An 18705-nucleotide genomic window follows, 5' to 3' on the forward strand; every position below is an offset into this window, starting at 1 on the left:
GCGGGGCCGCGCCGCGGAACCCCCTGCGCGAGGGACAGGCTTCACGGCGGGACCCCCTAGACGATGACGGTTCCTCACGGCGGGGCCCCGGGCGCGATGGCGGGGCCGCGCGGCGAGGTCCCTTGTCCGGGGGGCTCGGGTGGGTGCGGCGGGGGTCTGCAAGTGACGATGACGAGGTCGGTGGGGGGTATTCGTGGCACGGGAGGGGCGATCCCGAGGGCGAGGAGGGGGACGAGCCGGAGGATCTGTGGAATCCGCGGTTGCGGCGGACCGCCGGGCGGGGGCTCGAGCGGGACGACGGCGATCCGCAGGTGCCCTGGGAGTCCCTGCCCCCGTCCGCCCGCCACTACGGGGTGCCCGCCGATCCCGGCCTGTCGGGGCGGGTACGGGGGCGCCGGTGGCGGCGGCCTACCGGGGCGGTGCTCACCCTGCTCCTGGCCACCGGGCTGATCGCGGCGCTGGTCATGGTCGTGCTGCGGCTGGTCGTCCCAGCGCCCGCGACGGCGCGGTTGAGCGACTCCCGGGCGGGGGTGACGATCACGCTGCCGGCGGGGTGGCAGGAGGCCGGGGTGCCGCCTGTGACCGGATTCACTTCGGCCGCCAGGAGCGGTGGCGCGCTCATCATGGCCAAGCCGGTCCCCGATCCCACGGCCGACGTGACGAAGGCCACAAAGGACGCGGCGGAGCTGTACTCCAGGCTGCTGCTCAAAGGCGACAAGGTCGACATCGTGGAGGACAAAGTTCTCCCGCAAGGGCACACGCGTGCGCTACGAGCGCAATACCAGGATGTGGCGAACACACCCGCCTACCTACGTGTCACACTCCTCACCCGGGACGGCAAGGCAGTGCTGCTCGTTGGCCTGCTCCAACCCGAAGAAACCACCAGAAGGCAGGCGCTCGACGCGGTGATGTCGAGCGTGCGATAAGCCCCGTACGCCCCTTAGCACGCAAGGATGAGCTTGGCCAGGATCCCCGGTGCACGGCACGTCTTGTCGGTGGGCCCGATTACTCTTGGGTCACTGTGAGACAGCGAAGCACACGAACCCCAGAGGTGATGCGGTGAGCACCTTCGCCGCATCCCACCTTTCGCCTTCCTACCCCGACCGCGCCGCATGGGGCACCGCCCCCAAGTTGCGTGCCTGGCAGCAGGAGGCGTTCGACCTGTATTTCAGGCGCGAGCCGCGTGACTTCCTCACCGTGGCGACGCCGGGCGCGGGCAAGACGACCTACGCCCTGCGCATCGCCAGCGAGCTGCTCGCCAATGGGGTGATCCGGGCGATCACCATCGTCACTCCCACCGAGCACCTCAAGCGCCAGTGGGCCGACGCCGCCAGCAAGGTCGGCATCGGCATCGACCCCGAGTTCAAGAACAGCCAGGGGGCCACCTCCCGCGACTACACCGGCGTGGCCGTGACCTACGCGCAGGTCGCCATGCACCCGGCCCTCCACAGGGCGCGCACGGAGGCCCGCAAGACGCTCATCATCTTCGACGAGATCCACCACGCGGGCGACGCCAAGTCGTGGGGCGACGGCATCCGTGAGGCGTTCGAGCCGGCCACCCGCAGGCTCCAGCTGACCGGCACGCCGTTCAGGTCCGACGACAACCCGATCCCGTTCGTCGGCTACGAGGAGGACACCGAGGGGCTCAAGCGCAGCGTCTCCGACTTCTCCTACGGCTACGGCCCGGCCCTCGATGACGGGGTCGTCCGGCCGGTCATCTTCCTGGCCTACTCCGGGGAGATGAAGTGGCGCACCCGCGCGGGCGACGAGCTCGCCGCCACGCTGGGCACGCCGCTCACCAAGGACCAGCTCTCCCAGGCCTGGCGCGCCGCGCTCGACCCCAAGGGCGACTGGATCCGCCAGGTCATGGAGGCGGCCGACCGGCGGCTGACGGAGGTGCGGCGCGGCGTCCCCGACGCCGGTGGCCTGGTCATCGCGACCGACCACGAGGCGGCCCGCGCCTACGCCCGCCACCTGCGCAACATCTCCGGCGAGGGCGCCACCGTCGTGCTCTCCGACGATCCGGGGGCGTCGAACAAGATCAAGCAGTTCGCCGCGTCCAATGATCGCTGGCTGGTGGCGGTCCGGATGGTGTCCGAAGGCGTCGACATCCCGCGGCTGTGCGTCGGGGTCTACGCCACTTCGACCTCCACGCCGCTGTTCTTCGCCCAGGCGGTCGGGCGCTTCGTGCGGGCCCGCAAGCGCGGTGAGATGGCCTCGGTGTTCCTGCCCTCGGTGCCGACCCTCATGGGCCTGGCCAACGAGATGGAGCTGGAGCGCGACCACGTGCTCAACCGCCGTCCGCCGGAGGACGGGCTCGACGACAGCCTGCTCGAACAGGCCAACAGGAAAAAGGACAATCCAGACGTCCTGGGTGACGAGCTGCCGTTCGAGATGATGGAGACCTCGGCGACGTTCGACCGGGTGCTCTACGACGGCGGCGAGTTCGGCACCGGGGCGGAGGTCGGCTCGGCGGAGGAGGAGGACTTCCTCGGCCTGCCCGGCCTGCTGGAGCCCGACCAGGTGGCCACGCTGCTGCGCAAGCGGCAGTCGGACCAGCAGGCGGCCAAGGCCAAGAAGGCCGAGAGCGCACCGCCCGCGCTGGCGCCGCACGAGCAGATCGCCGAGCTCCGACGGGAGCTCAACGGCCTCGTGGGCGCCTGGAACCACCGCACCGGCCAACCCCACGGCGTCATCCACTCGGACCTGCGCCGGGCGTGCGGCGGGCCGCCCATCGCCCAGGCCACCGCCGCCGAGATCCAGGAGCGGATCGCCAAGATCCGCCAGTGGGCCACCCAGCGACGCTAGGGCAACCGCCCGGCGAGGGGTTCCCTCCTCGCCGGGCGACCCCAAGACGGCGTGATAGGGATCTTCGCGATCCGGTGGCCATGGGCCCCGAATAGTGTCACGGTTAGGACACGGCAGCGAAGAGCCTGCTCATGGCCGTGCCGGGTGCCGATCCAGAGGTCAGTAACGCGGTTGGTCACACCGCGGTGGCCTTTCGGTGGACGCCCAGCCGCATCGGCTACGACCCACGATGGCTGCCTTGGGATGAACAGAAGGATTTCTTCCATGTCAGCTGGGGCCACGGGTAAATCGACGTTCGTCGTCACTTCCGGCCTCTCGGGAAACGCCATCGTCACCCGGCTGAACGGCGATCTCGACGCCTCCGCGGTGCCCCTCTTCCGGGAGCACATGGAGCGCGTCTGGGCGCACCCGGCGATGCCCGTCCTGATCATGGACCTGCGGGAGATCACCTTCTGCGACTCCCTGGGGATGAGCGAGCTGGTCGAGGTGCTGCAGCGGTGCGAGGCCAGGGGGACCCGGTTGCTGCTGGGCGGGGTTCAAGGGGTCATGGGGCGGGTGCTGTTCATCACGGGGCTGCGGCACGCGTTCGAGGTCTACGCCGATCTGGACGAGGCGCTGCGGCAGGGCTCCGTCATCTCATAGGACGTCGTCTGTCGGTCGCGGCTGGGCCGCCGGGGCGTCCGTCGGTCACGGCTGGGGTCCCAGGACGTTCATCGGTCCCGGCTGAGGTGCCAGGACGTTCATCGGTCCCGGCTGGCGCATCAGGGCGGTCGTCGGTTGCGGCCGGGGTGCCAGGACGGTCGTCGGTCGCGGCTGGGATGCGGTGGCCGGTGTGGCCGTCGACCGGGCTGAGCCGCGCGGGGGCGGGCGGGTCGAGTGGCACTCGCAGCGAGGCGGCGCCCCCGACGACGTGTACGGGCACCGTACGCGCCCCCTTGCCCTCGCCCACCGTCGGCCCTTCGCGGATCCAGACGCGCAGCCCGCGTCCCTTGGGGCGGAGCGTGACCTGTGCCGTCGCGCACTCGTCGGGCGCGGCGGGCCAGGACAGCGTGAGATCGTCGCGCGCGCCGCTCAGCCGGGCCGTCTGCGGCATCGGCGTACGCGCCGCGCACGCCATCGAGAACACGCTCGGCGGCGCCTCATGGGCGACGACCGCGGCCTCCTGCTCCTCGGCGGTCATCGCGACCGTGGCCACCTCCAGCAGTGCCAGCGTCATCACCGCCCCGACCCTGGCTCCGTTGCGCCCGCGGACGAGCACCCAGAGGCTGAGCGGGGCGAGCAGCAGCCAGGCGAGGCCGAGGGAAAAGGTGAGCATGGGGAACCTCACACCAGGAAGAAGTCATATCGCTCTCCGTGGCGGGGTGGGCGCGGAGAGCGTTCGCCTTCTGGATATCACATGACCGCAGCGTCGCGCATCGCGTACTCTTCGTGGCCGATGCTTCGCGAGCGCGGGCGGCGTGGGAAAGGCCTCGAACGCGGGCGCTGACGGTCTGCCCACGCGGCGTGGAAAGGCCGTGCATCGGGCGGCGTGCGAAAGCCCGATGCATCGGGCGGCCTGCGATGGGCGGCACACGGACGGCGCGCGAGAGAAAGTCGCCGCGCGAAAGAAAGTCAGCGTGCGGAGGAAGGTCAGCCCACGGACGGTGTGCCCACGGACGGTGTGCCCTGCAGGACGGCGCCCGCGGCCCTCAGTTCCGCCAGCGCGCGGTCCGTGGTCTCCCGTGCCACCCCGGCCGTGAGGTCGAGCAGCACGCGTACGGCCAGACCGTGCTGGACCGCGTGGAGCGCCGTGGCGCGGACGCAGTGGTCCGTGGCGATCCCCACCACGTCCACCTCGCTCACCCCGTGCTCGTCCAGCCAGGCGGCCAGCGACACGTCGTCACCGGAGGTGCCCTCGAACCCGCTGTACGCGGCGGCGTGGGCGCCCTTGGAGAAGACCTCCTCCACCGCCGAGACGTCGAACGCCGGGTGGAAGTCCGCCCCAGGCGTGCCCGCGACGCAGTGCGCGGGCCAGGTCGTCACGTAGTCGGGGGCGTCGGAGAAGTGGTCGCCCGGGTCCACGTGGTAGTCGCGGGTGGCCACCACGTGGTTGTAGCCGTGGTCGTCCACGTAGCGGGTGATCGCGGCGGCCACCTCGGAACCGCCCGCCACGGGCAGACTCCCGCCCTCGCAGAAGTCGTTCTGCACGTCCACGATGATCAGCGCGGTCCCCATACGAAGCACCCTACGTCAGGCGAACTCCGTAGCGATCGCCGCATACCCCCTGCCAAGGTGCAGCGCCTCCTGGGGCAGGTGCGCGATCGTCTCGGCGTGTCGCTCGCGGGCCGCGGTCAACGGCTCCCTGCCGATGACCTCGCCGTCTCGTACGAGCTGGTGCAGCAGCCGCACACCGCCCTCCGGCGCCGGCCCCGACGTGGTGATCAGCTCGGTGTCGGCGTGCCCGCTCTCGTCGAACAGGCGGTAGGACTCCTTGCGCCCCCCACGCGACGGCTTGCCGACCGACCGCTTGGCGACCGGCTCCATGACGCCCGCCGCGGTCTCGCGCGCCACCAGCTTGTAGACCAGCGCGGCGGTGGGCACGCCCGAGCCCGTCACCAGCGAGGTGCCCACGCCGTAGCCGTCGACGGGGGCGGCGGCCAGGGCGGCGATGGCGTACTCGTCCAGGTCGGAGGTGACCACGATGCGCGTGTTGAAGGCGCCGAGAGCGTCGAGCTGCTCGCGCACCTCCTGCGCGGCCGCCGCCAGGTCGCCCGAGTCGATCCGCACCGCGCCCAGCTTGGCGCCGGCCAGCTCGATCGCCGTGCGGACCGCGTCGGCCACCTCGTAGGTGTCGACCAGCAGCGTGGTCTCCGGGCCGAGGGAGGCGATCTGGGCCTCGAACGCGTCCCGCTCGGAGTCGTGCAGCAGCGTGAACGCGTGCGCCGCCGTACCGGCCGTCGGGACGCCGTAGACCCGCCCGGCCATCAGGTTGGAGGTGGAGGCGAACCCGGCGATGTAGGCGGCGCGGGCGGCGGCCACGGCGGCCCACTCGTGCGTACGGCGCGAGCCCATCTCGATGATCGGGCGCTTGCCCGCCGCGTTCGTCATCCGGGAGGCGGCGGAGGCGATGGCGCAGTCATGATTGAGGATGGAAAGGGTCAAAGTCTCCAGGAGTACGGCCTCCGCGAACGTTCCTTCCACCACCATGATCGGGGAGGCGGGGAAGTAGACGTCGCCCTCGCGGTAACCGTAGACGTCTCCGGAGAACCGGTAGCCGGCGAGGAAATCGAGGGTCGCCTCGTCGACCACCTCGTTCTCCCGCAGATAGGTCAGCTCTTCGTCACCGAAACGGAAGTTCTCCAGCTCGTCCAGGACACGTCCCGTCCCGGCGACAACCCCGTAGCGCCGTCCGCCCGGTAGATGCCGGGCGAACACCTCGAAAACCGCCCGCCGGTGGGCGGCGCCGCTCCGCAGTGCCGCCTGAAGCATCGTCAGTTCATAGTGATCTGTGAGCAACGCAGTGCTCATGGTCATTGCCACGACTCGAAGACTACGGCCGGGGTAGGGCAGGATGGGGGATGTGGGTAGCACTGCTCCAATGGCCGTCGAGCGTCCGTCAACGGACGTCCGGCCCGACCTGCCATGGGTGACGATCGTCTGGAACGACCCGGTCAACCTCATGTCCTACGTGACGTACGTCTTCCAGACGGTGTTCGGCTACTCCAAGGAGAAGGCCGAAAAACTCATGATGGACGTGCACAAGAAAGGCAAAGCCGTCGTGTCCAGCGGCACCCGGGAGGAGATGGAGCGCGACGTGCAGATCCTCCACTCCTACGGGCTGTGGGCGACGGTTCAGCCGGATTCGGTCAAGTGAGGCGGCACACGTGAACTCGGGGTTCTCGACGCGGGACGGCGGCGGCGTCATCGCGGAGTTCGAGGCGGCGGAGGTGTCGATCCTGCGCTCGCTGGTCACCCAGGTGCTCGGCCTGGTGGCGCCGGGCGAGACGGGCGACGACCCGCTGGAGCGGGCGCTCGGGATCGGCATCGGGGCCGGGACGGTGCCGTCCGATCCGGTGCTCGCCCGGCTGTTTCCCTCGGCCTACCAGGACGAGAAGGAGGCGGCGGAGTTCCGCCGCTACACCGAGGCGACGCTGCGCGACGGCAAGCGCGCCGACGCGCAGACCATGCTCGACAGCGCCCGGCCGGGCCGCAGCGAGCTGACGCCCGAGCAGGCCCAGGCGTGGCTGCGCTCGCTCAACGACGTGCGACTGGCGCTCGGCACCAAGCTCGAGGTGACCGAGGAGATCCACGACGAGATCGCCACGATGTCCGAGGACGACCCCCGCTACCCGGCCTACGTCACCTACGACTGGCTGACCTACCTGCAGGACACCCTGGTCCGGGCCCTCTGGTAATTTCCCCGACATGCTGACGATCTCGCAGGAACTCGTGGACAAGATCGTTGCCCACGCGCGGGCCGACCACCCGGACGAGGCGTGCGGCGTGATCGCGGGACGGGGCGGGGTGCCCGAGCGGTTCGTCCCGATGGAGAACGCCGAGCGCTCGCCCACCTTCTACCGCTTCGACTCGCTGGAGCAGCTGCGCGTCTGGCGCGAGATGGACGACCGCGACGAGGAGCCCGTCGTGATCTACCACTCCCACACGGCGACCGAGGCCTACCCCTCGCGCACCGACGTGACCTACGCCTCAGAGCCGGACGCCCACTATGTTCTGGTCTCGACGAGGGACGAGGACGAGACGGAGTTCCGCTCGTACCGGATCCTCGATGGGGCGATAACAGAGGAAGAGGTAAGGTTCGTACCATGATGGTCCGGCCGGTGCAGAGCTACCTCTTCGCGCATACCCCGGCTGTCGTCGTCTACGACTGTCGCTGATCAGGAATCCGTGTTCAGCCGTCGGCGTTGCTGCCGATGGGACGACGACCTGACCCGAGGAGACTGACCGCGATGGCCATCGAGGTTCGCATTCCGACCATCCTTCGTACGTACACCGCCGGCGCCAAAGCCGTCGACGCCGAGGGCGCCACCCTCGACGAGCTGATCAGCAACCTTGAGTCCCTGCACCCCGGGATCAAGGACCGCCTGGTCGACCAGGGCAACCTGCGCCGCTTCGTCAACGTCTACCTCAACGACGAGGACGTGCGCTTCCTCGGCGGCCTCGGCACGCCCGTGTCCGACGGCGACACGGTGACCGTGCTGCCCGCTGTCGCCGGCGGGTGACATGCGCTTCGAATCGTTGATCGACTCGGTCGGTCGCACGCCGCTCGTCGGCCTTCCCCGGCTCTCGCCGTCGGCCGAGGTACGCATCTGGGCCAAGCTCGAAGACCGCAACCCGACCGGGTCGATCAAGGATCGGCCCGCGCTCTGGATGGTCGAGCAGGCCGAGAAGGACGGGCTGCTCACACCCGGCTGCACGATCCTGGAGCCCACCAGCGGCAACACCGGCATCTCCCTGGCGATGTCGGCCAAGCTCAAGGGCTACAAGCTGATCTGCGTCATGCCGGAGAACACCTCCGAGGAGCGCCGCCAGCTGCTGCGCATGTGGGGGGCGGAGATCATCTCGTCCGCCGCGGCGGGGGGCTCCAACGAGGCCGTGCGAGTGGCCAAGGAGCTCGCGGCCGAGCATCCAGACTGGGTGATGCTCTACCAGTACGGCAATCCGGCCAACTGGCGCTCCCACTACGAGTCGACCGGACCCGAGATCCTTGAGGACCTGCCCACTGTGACCCACTTCGTCGCCGGGCTCGGTACGACGGGGACGCTCATGGGGGTGGGGCGCTTCCTGCGCGAGCGCGTGCCCGGCGTGCGGATCGTGGCCGCCGAGCCGCGTTACGGCGAGCTGGTCTACGGGCTGCGGAACGTGGACGAAGGGTTCATCCCGGAGCTCTACGACGAGTCCGTGCTCACCACGCGGTTCTCGGTGGGCTCGGCCGACGCGCTGCGCCGTACCCGCGAACTGCTCGCCGCGGAGGGGATCTTCGCCGGGGTGTCCACGGGGGCGGCGCTGCACGCCGCTCTGGGCGTGGCCGCCAAGGCGGTGAAGGCGGGGGAGAGCGCCGACGTCGTCTTCGTGGTCGCCGACGGAGGCTGGAAGTACCTGTCCACGGGCGCCTACGAAGGCACCCTGGACGAGGCCGAGCACCGCCTCGAAGGCCAGCTCTGGGCCTGACCGCGACCGCCTGACAGTGACCGCATGACAGTGGCCGCCCCCCGGGTAGGGGGCGGCCACTCGTGTTCGTGCTAGTTGAACAGGACCCGCAGCGAGAAGGTGGCCTCGGTGGCGGTCTGCTTGCCGCTCATACCGACCGCCTTCAGGACCTGGGCGTTGGCCTTGTCGTCGCCCTCCATGCTCGGCAGGTAGTACTTCTCGACCTTGTCGAGGTCCACGAACAGGGCGAAGGTGGCATCGTCGCCCTCCGGGATCGCGGTCTTGAAGGTCTCGCTCTCGCCGAGCGTGCCCTCCCCGCCCAGTGCCTTGGCGTACTCGTCGGTGGTCGCCACGGTGAACGTGCCGTCACCCGCGACCTTGGCGAGCTGGGGAGCGGGCTGGCCGCTGGACGTCATGGCCTTCTGGATCTTGTCGTAGACGGCCTGCGCCTTGGCCGGGTCCGTCGCGATGCGGAGGCCGCCCTTGATCTTGTCGCTGTCCAGGCCCTCGGCGTCGACCGCGAGGGTCAGGTTCTTGCCGAGGATCGTGGCCAGGTCGTCGGGCAGCTGCAGGCCGTAGGTCTGCTTGGCCTGGTCGACGAACTGCTTGAACTGCGCCCCCGCCGGCGACGCCGCTATGGACTGCTCGATCTCGGCCCACTTCTTGGTGATGATCTGGTCGAGGCCCGAGTAGGACAGCGCGCCCGCGGTGGAAGCGGGGAGCGTCGACAGCTTGGTGGGCTCCAGGTCGCCGTCGATCATGCCCTCGGCGCCGCTGACGATACCGGCCAGCTCGGCGTAGGAGCTGTCGAAGCGGAGCGCCCCGGCGAACCTGGCGTTCTTGACCTGCTCGAGCGCCTTGGCCTGCTCGCTCGACTTGTCGGTCAGCGCCAGCTCGCCGACCTTGCCGAGGTGCGCCCAGTACGACAGCACGCCCTGCTCACCGAGCGCGTTCACGTCGTCGTTGAACTCGGCGTTGTCGGCGAGGCTGGTGGTCTCGGCCGCGTACTTGTCGGCCAGCGACTGGCTGGAGGTCACCAGCGCGTAGTCGTCACGGAAGGCCAGGCCGAACTTCTCCTTGCCCATCAGCTTGGTGATGCCCGCCTTGGCCTGCGCCTCGTCCTTGACCTGGACGGCCACGGCGTAGTCGGGCTCCTTGCCGCCCGACGGGACGATGGCCAGGCCGATCCTGCTGCCCAGCCAGGGGTCGACGTCCTTGGCGAAGTCGACCTTGGAGAAACCGCTGTCCTGCGTCAGGTCGAAGAGCGCCTGGCGCGGGTCGTCACCTTTGAAGGTGTCCTTGGTGACGGTGAACTTCCTGGCGATCTGGAACAGCGCCACCTTCTGGTTGGCCGCCGGGTCCAGGTCGAGTCGTACATAGGCGATCGAGCTGGCCGGCAGCACCTCGTGCGGCTGCGTACCGCCGCCGCCGATCGCGCCGACCGCCCAGACCGCGCCGCCGCCGAGCAGGACCACGGCCAGCGCCGAGGCGATGGCGATGATCCAGCCCTTGCGGCTCTTCTTGGCGGGCTCGGCGGGGCCGAAGCCCTCGGGGCCCTGCTGCTGCCAACCGGCCTGGCCGTACTGTTCCTGCTGGCCAAACGCCTGTTGCCCAAGGCTCTGCTGCCCGTACTGCGGAGACTGCTGCTGCCCGTAGGACGGCTGCTGTCCTGTCGGGGCCTGCTGGCCGTATTGGGGGGACTGCTGACCGTACGAAGGCGGCTGCTGCCCATATTGGGGCTGTTGCTGGCCATATGGCTGCTGGCCGTATGAAGGCTGCTGCCCATACTGGGGGCCCTGCTGCCCGTAAGACGCCTGCTGCTCATAGGACGGCTGCTGCCCTGTCGGGGCTTGCTGGCCGTACTGGGGCTGCTGGTAGGACTGCTGCGGAGGATACGGCTGGCCCTGTGATGACAATGGCATTGTCGGTGGGTTCTCGGGCTGCTGCTCCTGGTTCCAGCGGTATGCCGTCGTCCGATTCGGATCCTGGCCACTCGGGGGATTATTAGCAGACATCACTCAACTCACAATGTGGACTTATGACCACAGAGACGGTAGCTGATGTTGCTAGACGGACGCTTGCAATGTACTTAGACGCGTGAGAGTTCCTTTCGAGAAGTGCTGATGTGCACCTCTCCGCCGTCGTGATCGGTGACGCTCGGCCAGGGCACAAAAGTGGATCCCACATAAAGCACCCGCGCCAGCGCCCGGGAGAACCAGCCCCAGCGGCCGTGCAAGTCGCGCGTCAGGCAGAGCAGGGGCCTGCGGTGGGCCGAAACCACCAGGCCGTAGACGGTGGCGCTCTGTTGCAGCTCGCCCCTGTGCTTGATCACGCGGATGTCGACGACGTGGCCGACCCACACCCCGTTGGGGTCCCAGACCGACTGCCCGATGAGTTCGGTAACGCTTCCCATGATCGAACTGTCTCAGCGAGAGGGCGTTTTCGCAGGTAGGCACGCTGATGGCCCAATGCTCTGGGTCTGCAATAGACTGTGTGGCTACTAGAATATAGTTCCGGATTGATTCGAGGGCGGCACCGATGACCAAGTTCGACGAGGCCACGCAGGCGATCCGGGTCGACGAGACCACCTACGACGTCTGCCTCGACCCCGGCTATGTGATCGGTGGCCCGCTCAACGGCGGCTACCTGCTGGCGGTGATCCTGCGCGCGGTCGTGGACGCGTCGCCATTCGAGCACCCGGCGAGCACGTCCGCCCAGTTCCTCAAGGCGCCCGTGCCCGGCCCCGCCCGGGTCCGGATCGAGCAGCTCAAGGCGGGCAGGACGGCGGCCTTCACCCGGGCGACGCTCATCCAGGACGGGGTGGCGCAGATCGAGAGCCTGATCACCACGGCCACGCTGCACGACGTCGAGCCCACTTACGCCGATAAATCCATCTATGTCATGCCGCGGCCGGAAGAATGCACCAAACTGCCCGAGCCTAAGCCCGAGTCCAACATGACGCTCAACGCCCGGATGGAGATGCTCTTCGACCCGCCCACGATCGGCTGGCTGACCGGCGAGCCCAGCGGCCGGCCCGAGTCCAGGGCGTACTTCAGGATGGCCGAGCCCCAGGACCCCGACCCCTACGTGCTCGCGCTGGCCGTGGACGCGCTGCCGCCCGTGGTGTTCTCGGCCGGAGCGCGGGGCTGGGCGCCCACCGTGGACCTCACCTGGCACCTGCGGGCGCTGCCCGCCCCCGGCTGGCTCACGCTGATCGGCAGCGGCCGCCTCATTTCGGACGGCTGGTTCGACGAAGAGGTCGAGGCGTGGGACTCCGAGGGCAGGCTGGTCGCCCAGTGCCGTCAGCTCGCGCGGGTGGGCCGCGGCTGACGCGCTGACTGTGAGCATTCTTACGCAGTGAGAATGTCGCAGGTCGCCTACCCTCTAAAGGTGCCGGACGCGAGCATTGGGATCTTCGACAGCGGGGTTGGCGGGCTGACGGTCGCCAGGGCGATCATCGACCAGCTGCCCCATGAATCCATCACCTATGTGGCCGACACGGCCCGCCAGCCCTACGGGCCCAAACGCCTGGCCGAGGTACGGGCCTACGCGCTGGAGGTGATGGACCACCTCGTCGAGAACGACGTCAAGATGCTCGTGATCGCGTGCAACAGCGCCAGTGCCGCCGTGCTGCGCGACGCGCGCGAGCGTTACGACGTGCCGGTCGTCGAGGTGATCCAGCCCGCCACCCGGCGCGCGGTGCGCGCCACCCGCACCGGCAGGGTCGGTGTGATCGCCACCAGGGCGACCATCGAGTCCATGGCCTATCACGACGCCTTCACTGCGGCTCCCGACGTACAGCTCACCGGCGTGGCCGCCCCACGCCTGGTGGAGTACGTCGAACGCGGAGAGACGGCGAGCGAGGAGCTCATCGAGGTCGTGCGCGACTACCTGGCCCCCATCAGGGCGGCCGGGTGCGACACGCTGATCCTCGGCTGCACCCACTACCCGCTGCTCACCGGCGCGATCTCCTATGTCGCCGGTGACGGGGTGACGCTCGTCTCCAGCGCCGACGAGACGGCCAAGGACGTCTACCGCATCCTGCACGACCGTGACATGGCGGCAGGAAGCGAGGCCACCCCCCGGCATCGCTTCCGCGCCACAGGCGACTCCTTGCTCTTCGCCCGGCTCGGGCGACGTTTCCTCGGCCCGGAGATCGATGCGGTCGAAGTCACACCAGTGGGGGGTACTACCTCTAACGGGAGGCCCACATGAAGGTGACCATCATCGGCTGTTCGGGGAGCTTTCCCGGCCCCGACAGCCCCTCGTCCTGCTACCTCGTCGAGGCCGAGGGGTTCAGGCTGCTCCTCGACTTCGGCAACGGGTCCCTGGGGGTGCTGCAACGCCATATCGGGCTCTACGACGTGGACGCCATCTGCCTGAGCCACCTGCACGCCGACCACTGCCTCGACATGTGCGCCTACCACGTGGCCCGGACCTACGGGCCGGCCGCGCCGTACCCCAAGGTGCCCGTCCACGCGCCCGCCGACGCGCCGCGCCGCCTGGCCGCCGCCTACGGCATGCCGGAGGAGCCGGGCATGGAGACGGCCTTCGACTTCGTACCGCTCGCACCGGGCCCGTTCGAGGTCGGGCCGTTCACGGTGATCGCCGGTCAGGTCAACCACCCGGTCGAGGCGTACGGCTTCCGCGTCACGCACGGGGGCCGGAGCCTGGCCTACTCGGGCGACACCGGCGAGTCCGCCGAAGTGGTGAAGCTGTCCGCCGGCGTCGACCTGATGCTGTGCGAGTCGTCGTTCCTCGACCAGCCGGAGCTGCCCACCGACCTGCACCTGTCGGGCCGCCAGGCCGCCGAGCACGCCGCCAAGGCCGGGGTGGGCCGGCTGGTGCTCACCCACCTCGTACCCTGGAACGACCAGCAGCGGATCCTGGACGACGCCTGCCGGGGTGGCTACAGCGGCCCGATCGACCTGGCCCGCAGCGGGGCCGTCTACGACCTGGCCTGAGCCTGTCTCACGACTTGGCCTGAATCTGCGAGAAGTCCCGCAGCCGCGGCAGCGGCGAGAACATCAGCGGCAGGAACGACAGCAGCCGCGCGCCCATGAACACCCAGAGGGCCTCTCGCACCCCGATGTGCTGAGCCACGATGCCGCCGAGCAGCGCGCCCAGCGGCATCGTGCCCCAGACGATGAACCTGACCGTCGCGTTGACCCGCCCCAGCATGCGCTCCGGTGTGACGGTCTGCCGGTAGGTGAGCTGGCCGACGTTGTAGATGATCGCGCCCCATGAGAGCGCGATCGAGGCGATCGCGAAGAAGGCGACCCGCCAGTCGGCCTGCGTCATGGGCAGCAGCAGGCCGAAGGGCGAGGTGACGGCGATGGCCAGCCAGGTCATCCTCGCCGTGCCGTACCTGCTGAACAACCGGCTCCCGGTGAGACCGCCGAGCAGCCCGCCGACCGCGCCCGACATGAGCATGACGCCGATCAGGCCGGGCGGCAGCCGGACCACGTCGGCCAGGAACAGCACGGACAGGCTGACCACGCCGCTGAGACTCAGGTTCGTCGCCGCGGTCGTGACGACGATCGCCCGTAACAGCCGGTCGCGCCGGACGAACCCGAGCCCCTCGGCGATGCCCTGGCGCATCCGCGGTCGTTCCTCGGCGACCGGCGCCTGGTCGGGCGTCTTGATGGCGCTCAGGAAGACCAGGGACCCCAACGCGGCCAGAGCCGTGGCCAGCATCGTGCGCGAGGCGCCGATCAGCTGTACGAGCGCGCCGCCCAGGCTGGGACCGGCGAGCGAGCCGCTCGACCGGACGAACTCCAGCTTGGAGTTGCCGTCGCTCAGACGGTCTCTGCTCACCAGCTCCGGCAGGTAGGTCTGGTCGGCGACGTCGTTGAAGACCTGGGCGGTGCCGGCCAGCAGCGCGACCACGTACAGCATGCCGACCGACAGCAACCCGAGCGCGTCGCTGACCGGGATGCTCGCCAGCAGCAGGCACCTGACCAGGTCGGAGGTCACCATCACACGGCGCCTGCGCAATCGGTCGACCCAGACCCCCGCGGGCAGGCCGATCGCGAGGAACGCCGCCGTCTGCAACGCCGAGAGCACGCCGACCTCAAGGGGTCCGGCGTGTAGAGCCAGCACGGCGACCAAAGGGAGCGCCACGCGGGAAATGTTGGCTCCGAGCTCGTTGGCCACGTGCGAACTGAGGAACCGAAGAAAGTCAGGGTTTCGCAACACCCCCGTTGTCATTGCGTAAGGATCCATGTGTCGGACACATTCGGTCAAGAGCGTTGCGGCGCGGAGATAGGGTGATCTGCATGTCGCGACAGGATGGCCGAAACCCCGATCAGCTCCGCCCCATCACCATTACCAGGCAATGGATTACCCATGCCGAAGGTTCGGTGCTGGTGGAGTTCGGTGGCACCCGGGTCCTGTGCGCCGCATCGGTCCAGGACAGTGTGCCGCGCTGGCGCCGGGGGAGCGGCCAGGGCTGGGTCACGGCTGAGTACGCGATGCTGCCGCGCGCCACCAACACCCGCAACGATCGCGAGTCGGTCCGCGGGAAGATCGGCGGGCGCACGCACGAGATCTCCCGGCTGATCGGCCGCTCGCTGCGGGCCTGCGTCGACTACAAGGCTTTGGGTGAGAACTCCGTCCTGCTCGACTGCGACGTCCTGCAGGCCGACGGCGGCACCAGGACCGCCGCGATCACTGGCGCCTACGTGGCGCTGGCCGACGCTGTCGCGTGGATGCGCGAGCGCCGGATGTGCCCCGGCGAGCCGCTGGTCGACTCCGTGGCCGCCGTCTCGGTCGGCGTGGTCGGCTCGGTCCCGATGCTCGACCTCTGCTACACCGAGGACGTGGCGGCCGAGACCGACATGAACGTGGTGATGACCGGCGCCGGCAGCTTCGTCGAGGTGCAGGGCACCGCCGAGGGCGCGCCGTTCGACCGCGCCGCGCTCAACCAGCTCCTCGACCTGGCCGTCACCGGCTGCGAGGAGCTCACCCTGATCCAGCAGGAGGCGCTGGGAGCATGAAGATCGTCCTGGCCACCCGCAACGCGGGCAAGATCGCTGAGCTGCGCCGGATCCTGTCGGGGTTCGACATCGTGGGGCTCGAGGAGTTCCCCTCGATCGGTGAGGTGGCCGAGACCGGCGTCACCTTCGAGGAAAACGCCCTGCTCAAGGCACACGCCGTGGCTCAGGGCTCGGGGCTGCCCGCGGTGGCCGACGACTCCGGCCTCTGCGTCGACGTGCTCAACGGCATGCCCGGGGTGTTCTCGGCCCGCTGGTCCGGGCGCCACGGCGACGACAAGGCCAACCTCGACCTGCTGCTGGCGCAGATCTCCGACGTGCCCGCAGACAAGCTGGCCGCCCACTTCGCGTGCGCGGCCGCGCTGGCGCTGCCGTCGGGGGAGTGGCGCGTGGTGGAGGGCACGCTGCCAGGCCACCTGGTCACAACCCCCCGCGGCACCAACGGGTTCGGCTACGACCCGATCCTGGTGCCCGAGGGCGAGACCCGCACCGCGGCCGAGCTGTCCGCCGACGAGAAGGACGCCATCAGCCACCGGGGCCGCGCCTTCCGCACCCTCGCCCCGATCGTGCGCGACCTCATCGCGAGCTGACTGTGCGAGCTGACTGTGCGAGCTGACTGTGCGAGCTGACTATGCGAGCTGACGTAACCATCGTGTAAGAACCACCGGCCGCCAGAGGCGTAGCGTCAGAATTGTGCAGAAGAACGATGTGATGCCGGCCTGGGCCGGTGCGCTGGCGGGAGTGGTGGCCGGGGCCGTGGCGCTCGGCGTCGCGCAGCTCGTCGCCGGGGTGCTGAAGCCCGCGGCCTTTCCCGTGGTGGCCGTGGGCAACGTGGTCGTGGACAACACGCCCGCGTGGCTCAAAGAGTTCGCCATCAGCAACTTCGGCTCCAACGACAAGACCGTGCTCATCGCGGGTGTGCTGGTGGTGCTCGCGGTGGTGGCGGCGCTCATCGGGGTGCTGGCGCGGCACCGGGTGGCGTACGGGCTGGTGGGGCTCGGGGTGTTCGGCGTCGTGGGCATCGCGGCGGTGGTGACCAGGCCGGGCGCGGGAGCGCTCGACGTGGTGCCGACCGTGGTGGGGGTCGGTGTCGGGGCTTGGGCGCTCACGTGGCTGTTGGCGCGGGGTGTGCGGGAGTCGTACGAGGGCGCGGGGGCGACGGTCTCGGGCTCGTCCGCTTCGGGCGCTTCGGGTGGTTCGGGCGTCAGGGCGGCGGCTCGGTCGGCTTCGGGCGCGAGGACGGCTTCGTCGGCTTCGGATGTTGAACCTGGCGGCGGCGGCGAATCCTTCACCGATGAGCACCCTTCTCCTGGGGCGCCCGGTGATGAGGCTGAGCGGCCTGCCGTGATGCGGACCGGGTCGGAGCCGTACTCGTTCGACCGGCGGCGGCTGCTCGGCGGCGTCGCGGGAGGTGTGGTGGTCGCGGGAGCCGCCACGCTGGCCGGGCGGGTGCTCGGCGGGCGGCAGACGGCGGAGACCGCCCGGGTGGCGGTCGCACTGCCCAGGCCCAGGGTGGCGGCCAAACCGCTGCCCCAGGGCACAGATTTCGGTATACGCGGCCTCTCCCCGTTCGTCACGAAAAATCAGGACTTCTATAGGGTCGATACCGCGCTCATCGTGCCGCACGTCGATCCCCGGCAGTGGACGCTGCGCATCCACGGGATGGTGGACCGGCCGGTCGAGATCACGTACGCCGACCTGCTGAAGCGCCCTCTCACCGAGTCGTACGTCACGCTGACCTGCGTCTCCAACGAGGTCGGCGGCGAGTACATCGGCAATGCCCGCTGGCTCGGCGCCCGGATGGCCGACCTGCTGCGCGATGCGGGCCTCCAGTCCGGCGCCGACATGCTGCTGTCCACCTCCGACGACGGCTTCACCGCCGGAACCCCGGTCGACGTGGTGATGGACGGGCGCGACGCGCTGTTCGCCATCGCGATGAACGGCGAAGCCCTGCCCGTCGAGCACGGCTTCCCGGTACGCCAGGTGGTGCCCGGCCTCTACGGGTACGTCTCGGCGACCAAGTGGGTGGTGGACATCAAGGTGACCCGGTTCGACAGGGACGAGGCGTACTGGACGCCGCGCGGCTGGTCCGCCAAGGGGCCCATCAAGACGGAGTCCCGCATCGACCTGCCCAAGCCGGGCGCGTCGGTGACGGCGGGCCGTACCACGATCGCGGGGGTGGCCTGGGCCCAGCACACCGGGATCGACGCGGTGGAGGTACGCGTCGACCGGGGCGAGTGGCGGCAGGCGAAGCTGGCCCAGGTGCCGGGCCCCGACACGTGGCGTCAGTGGTCGCTCGACTGGGATCTCACCGCCGGCAAGCACACGATCGAGGTCCGGGCCACGGACGCGGCCGGCCGTACCCAGACCGAGCAGCAGGCGCCGCCGGCGCCTGACGGCGCGAGCGGCTGGCACTCCATCCAGGTCAACGTCGCCTGAGCGCGGCCCTTCTCCCTGTTTGCGCAGGTACGGGGGCTAGCAGGGACCGCCAAAACTTGCCGACTTCCCCTCCTCGGGATGGCTCGTCGCCCTACGATCGGTCGTCGAGCCATGACAGGAGGCAGGACGTGTTCCGCGACCGCAAGTCCAGCGTGCGGTGGGTCCTTCCCGAGGGACATTACGACCCTGTGGTGGGTGACGGGGTCAGGTGGCGCGACTATGAGCGCGCCGCCGACTCGGACCTACTCGCCTCCCCCCTCTCGACCCCGGCCCCGCCCTCTTCCGCCCACCCATCGCCATCTTCCGCCCACGTATC

The 18705-nt window shown here is 69.6% G+C and carries 20 protein-coding genes; 14 read left to right on the forward strand and 6 right to left on the reverse strand.

What is annotated here, in order from left to right; translation table 11 throughout:
- Window positions 1-260: 260 nt before the first annotated feature.
- The 3 genes from AB0J16_RS11330 to AB0J16_RS11340 all read left to right on the forward strand — a co-directional run bounded on the left by AB0J16_RS11330 (window position 261) and on the right by AB0J16_RS11340 (window position 3450).
- Window positions 261-926, forward strand: coding sequence for a hypothetical protein (locus AB0J16_RS11330; protein WP_358537281.1), 666 nt, complete (start codon window positions 261-263; stop codon window positions 924-926).
- Window positions 927-1059: 133 nt separating this feature from the next.
- Window positions 1060-2808 (forward strand): DEAD/DEAH box helicase, encoded by a 1749-nt coding sequence (locus tag AB0J16_RS11335; RefSeq protein ID WP_357942745.1) that lies wholly within the window; start codon window positions 1060-1062, stop codon window positions 2806-2808.
- A 264-nt stretch (window positions 2809-3072) separates the two neighbouring features.
- Window positions 3073-3450, forward strand: a complete 378-nt coding sequence (locus AB0J16_RS11340; RefSeq protein WP_358537283.1) for an anti-sigma factor antagonist — start codon at window positions 3073-3075, stop codon at window positions 3448-3450.
- On the opposite strand, the gene AB0J16_RS11345 is transcribed toward AB0J16_RS11340, so the two are convergent.
- The 3 genes from AB0J16_RS11345 to AB0J16_RS11355 all read right to left on the reverse strand — a co-directional run bounded on the left by AB0J16_RS11345 (window position 3440) and on the right by AB0J16_RS11355 (window position 6321).
- Window positions 3440-4123 (reverse strand): hypothetical protein, encoded by a 684-nt coding sequence (locus AB0J16_RS11345; RefSeq protein WP_358537286.1) that lies wholly within the window; start codon window positions 4121-4123, stop codon window positions 3440-3442. The genes AB0J16_RS11340 and AB0J16_RS11345 overlap by 11 nt on opposite strands.
- A gap of 314 nt (window positions 4124-4437) precedes the next feature.
- The gene (locus AB0J16_RS11350; RefSeq protein ID WP_358537288.1) at window positions 4438-5022 is read right to left on the reverse strand and encodes an isochorismatase family protein; all 585 of its coding nucleotides are present in this window, start codon (window positions 5020-5022) and stop codon (window positions 4438-4440) included.
- 15 nt (window positions 5023-5037) lie between these two features.
- Window positions 5038-6321: a nicotinate phosphoribosyltransferase gene (locus AB0J16_RS11355; RefSeq protein WP_358537290.1), complete on the reverse strand. Its 1284-nt coding sequence runs from the start codon at window positions 6319-6321 to the stop codon at window positions 5038-5040.
- Between the two features lie 37 nt (window positions 6322-6358).
- Here AB0J16_RS11355 and clpS point away from each other — a divergent pair, with 37 nt between their 5' ends.
- The 5 genes from clpS (at window position 6359) to AB0J16_RS11380 (ending at window position 8976) form a co-directional block, all read left to right on the forward strand.
- The gene (gene clpS / locus AB0J16_RS11360; RefSeq protein WP_219526749.1) at window positions 6359-6661 is read left to right on the forward strand and encodes an ATP-dependent Clp protease adapter ClpS; all 303 of its coding nucleotides are present in this window, start codon (window positions 6359-6361) and stop codon (window positions 6659-6661) included.
- 10 nt (window positions 6662-6671) lie between these two features.
- Complete coding sequence (locus AB0J16_RS11365) at window positions 6672-7202, forward strand: DUF2017 domain-containing protein (protein ID WP_358537292.1); 531 nt, start codon at window positions 6672-6674, stop codon at window positions 7200-7202.
- A gap of 10 nt (window positions 7203-7212) precedes the next feature.
- Entirely contained in the window at window positions 7213-7614 is a 402-nt protein-coding gene (locus tag AB0J16_RS11370; RefSeq protein WP_358537294.1) for a M67 family metallopeptidase, read from the forward strand.
- 140 nt (window positions 7615-7754) lie between these two features.
- Window positions 7755-8027, forward strand: coding sequence for a MoaD/ThiS family protein (locus AB0J16_RS11375; RefSeq protein WP_225290416.1), 273 nt, complete (start codon window positions 7755-7757; stop codon window positions 8025-8027).
- A 1-nt stretch (window position 8028) separates the two neighbouring features.
- The gene (locus AB0J16_RS11380) at window positions 8029-8976 is read left to right on the forward strand and encodes a cysteine synthase (RefSeq protein ID WP_358537296.1); all 948 of its coding nucleotides are present in this window, start codon (window positions 8029-8031) and stop codon (window positions 8974-8976) included.
- A 71-nt stretch (window positions 8977-9047) separates the two neighbouring features.
- Here AB0J16_RS11380 and AB0J16_RS11385 read toward each other — a convergent pair whose 3' ends face one another.
- Window positions 9048-10877 carry a DUF3352 domain-containing protein gene (locus AB0J16_RS11385; protein WP_358537298.1) on the reverse strand — a complete coding sequence of 610 codons (1830 nt, stop codon included), beginning with the start codon at window positions 10875-10877 and terminating at the stop codon, window positions 9048-9050.
- Window positions 10878-11044: 167 nt separating this feature from the next.
- A complete protein-coding gene (locus AB0J16_RS11390; RefSeq protein ID WP_358537300.1) occupies window positions 11045-11368 on the reverse strand; it encodes a hypothetical protein in 324 nt (107 codons plus the stop codon).
- A 125-nt stretch (window positions 11369-11493) separates the two neighbouring features.
- Here AB0J16_RS11390 and AB0J16_RS11395 point away from each other — a divergent pair, with 125 nt between their 5' ends.
- From AB0J16_RS11395 to AB0J16_RS11405, 3 genes are read left to right on the forward strand one after another with little or no spacing between them, the layout of a single operon-like run.
- The gene (locus AB0J16_RS11395; protein WP_358537302.1) at window positions 11494-12285 is read left to right on the forward strand and encodes a thioesterase family protein; all 792 of its coding nucleotides are present in this window, start codon (window positions 11494-11496) and stop codon (window positions 12283-12285) included.
- Between the two features lie 60 nt (window positions 12286-12345).
- Window positions 12346-13170, forward strand: coding sequence for a glutamate racemase (gene murI, locus AB0J16_RS11400; RefSeq protein ID WP_225290421.1), 825 nt, complete (start codon window positions 12346-12348; stop codon window positions 13168-13170).
- Window positions 13167-13919, forward strand: a complete 753-nt coding sequence (locus AB0J16_RS11405) for an MBL fold metallo-hydrolase (RefSeq protein ID WP_358537304.1) — start codon at window positions 13167-13169, stop codon at window positions 13917-13919. Before murI ends, AB0J16_RS11405 begins: the two co-directional genes overlap by 4 nt.
- 7 nt (window positions 13920-13926) lie before the next feature.
- Here AB0J16_RS11405 and AB0J16_RS11410 read toward each other — a convergent pair whose 3' ends face one another.
- Window positions 13927-15180, reverse strand: a complete 1254-nt coding sequence (locus tag AB0J16_RS11410) for an MFS transporter (RefSeq protein ID WP_358537307.1) — start codon at window positions 15178-15180, stop codon at window positions 13927-13929.
- A gap of 53 nt (window positions 15181-15233) precedes the next feature.
- Here AB0J16_RS11410 and rph point away from each other — a divergent pair, with 53 nt between their 5' ends.
- From rph to AB0J16_RS11425, 3 genes are all read left to right on the forward strand, one after another.
- Window positions 15234-15953, forward strand: a complete 720-nt coding sequence (gene rph / locus AB0J16_RS11415) for a ribonuclease PH (RefSeq protein WP_225290424.1) — start codon at window positions 15234-15236, stop codon at window positions 15951-15953.
- On the forward strand, window positions 15950-16540 hold the full coding sequence (gene rdgB, locus AB0J16_RS11420) for an RdgB/HAM1 family non-canonical purine NTP pyrophosphatase (protein WP_358537310.1): 591 nt from the start codon (window positions 15950-15952) through the stop codon (window positions 16538-16540). The genes rph and rdgB overlap by 4 nt, the downstream gene beginning before the upstream one ends.
- Before the next feature lie 103 nt (window positions 16541-16643).
- Window positions 16644-18389, forward strand: a complete 1746-nt coding sequence (locus tag AB0J16_RS11425) for a molybdopterin-dependent oxidoreductase (RefSeq protein WP_358537312.1) — start codon at window positions 16644-16646, stop codon at window positions 18387-18389.
- Window positions 18390-18705: the final 316 nt, after the last annotated feature.

The sequence above is a fragment of the Nonomuraea sp. NPDC049750 genome (genome assembly GCF_040659625.1).
In the GTDB taxonomy this organism is placed as follows: domain Bacteria; phylum Actinomycetota; class Actinomycetes; order Streptosporangiales; family Streptosporangiaceae; genus Nonomuraea.

Coding starts and splice junctions, on each gene's coding strand:
- AB0J16_RS11340 (WP_358537283.1), top strand. CDS start 3,073: ATGTCAGCTGGGGCCACGGGTAAATCGACGTTCGTCGTCACTTCCGGC.
- AB0J16_RS11345 (WP_358537286.1), bottom strand. CDS start 4,123: ATGCTCACCTTTTCCCTCGGCCTCGCCTGGCTGCTGCTCGCCCCGCTC.
- AB0J16_RS11350 (WP_358537288.1), bottom strand. CDS start 5,022: ATGGGGACCGCGCTGATCATCGTGGACGTGCAGAACGACTTCTGCGAG.
- AB0J16_RS11355 (WP_358537290.1), bottom strand. CDS start 6,321: ATGACCATGAGCACTGCGTTGCTCACAGATCACTATGAACTGACGATG.
- clpS (WP_219526749.1), top strand. CDS start 6,359: ATGGGGGATGTGGGTAGCACTGCTCCAATGGCCGTCGAGCGTCCGTCA.
- AB0J16_RS11370 (WP_358537294.1), top strand. CDS start 7,213: ATGCTGACGATCTCGCAGGAACTCGTGGACAAGATCGTTGCCCACGCG.
- AB0J16_RS11375 (WP_225290416.1), top strand. CDS start 7,755: ATGGCCATCGAGGTTCGCATTCCGACCATCCTTCGTACGTACACCGCC.
- AB0J16_RS11380 (WP_358537296.1), top strand. CDS start 8,029: ATGCGCTTCGAATCGTTGATCGACTCGGTCGGTCGCACGCCGCTCGTC.
- AB0J16_RS11385 (WP_358537298.1), bottom strand. CDS start 10,877: ATGCCATTGTCATCACAGGGCCAGCCGTATCCTCCGCAGCAGTCCTAC.
- AB0J16_RS11390 (WP_358537300.1), bottom strand. CDS start 11,368: ATGGGAAGCGTTACCGAACTCATCGGGCAGTCGGTCTGGGACCCCAAC.
- AB0J16_RS11395 (WP_358537302.1), top strand. CDS start 11,494: ATGACCAAGTTCGACGAGGCCACGCAGGCGATCCGGGTCGACGAGACC.
- AB0J16_RS11405 (WP_358537304.1), top strand. CDS start 13,167: ATGAAGGTGACCATCATCGGCTGTTCGGGGAGCTTTCCCGGCCCCGAC.
- AB0J16_RS11410 (WP_358537307.1), bottom strand. CDS start 15,180: ATGGATCCTTACGCAATGACAACGGGGGTGTTGCGAAACCCTGACTTT.
- rph (WP_225290424.1), top strand. CDS start 15,234: ATGTCGCGACAGGATGGCCGAAACCCCGATCAGCTCCGCCCCATCACC.
- rdgB (WP_358537310.1), top strand. CDS start 15,950: ATGAAGATCGTCCTGGCCACCCGCAACGCGGGCAAGATCGCTGAGCTG.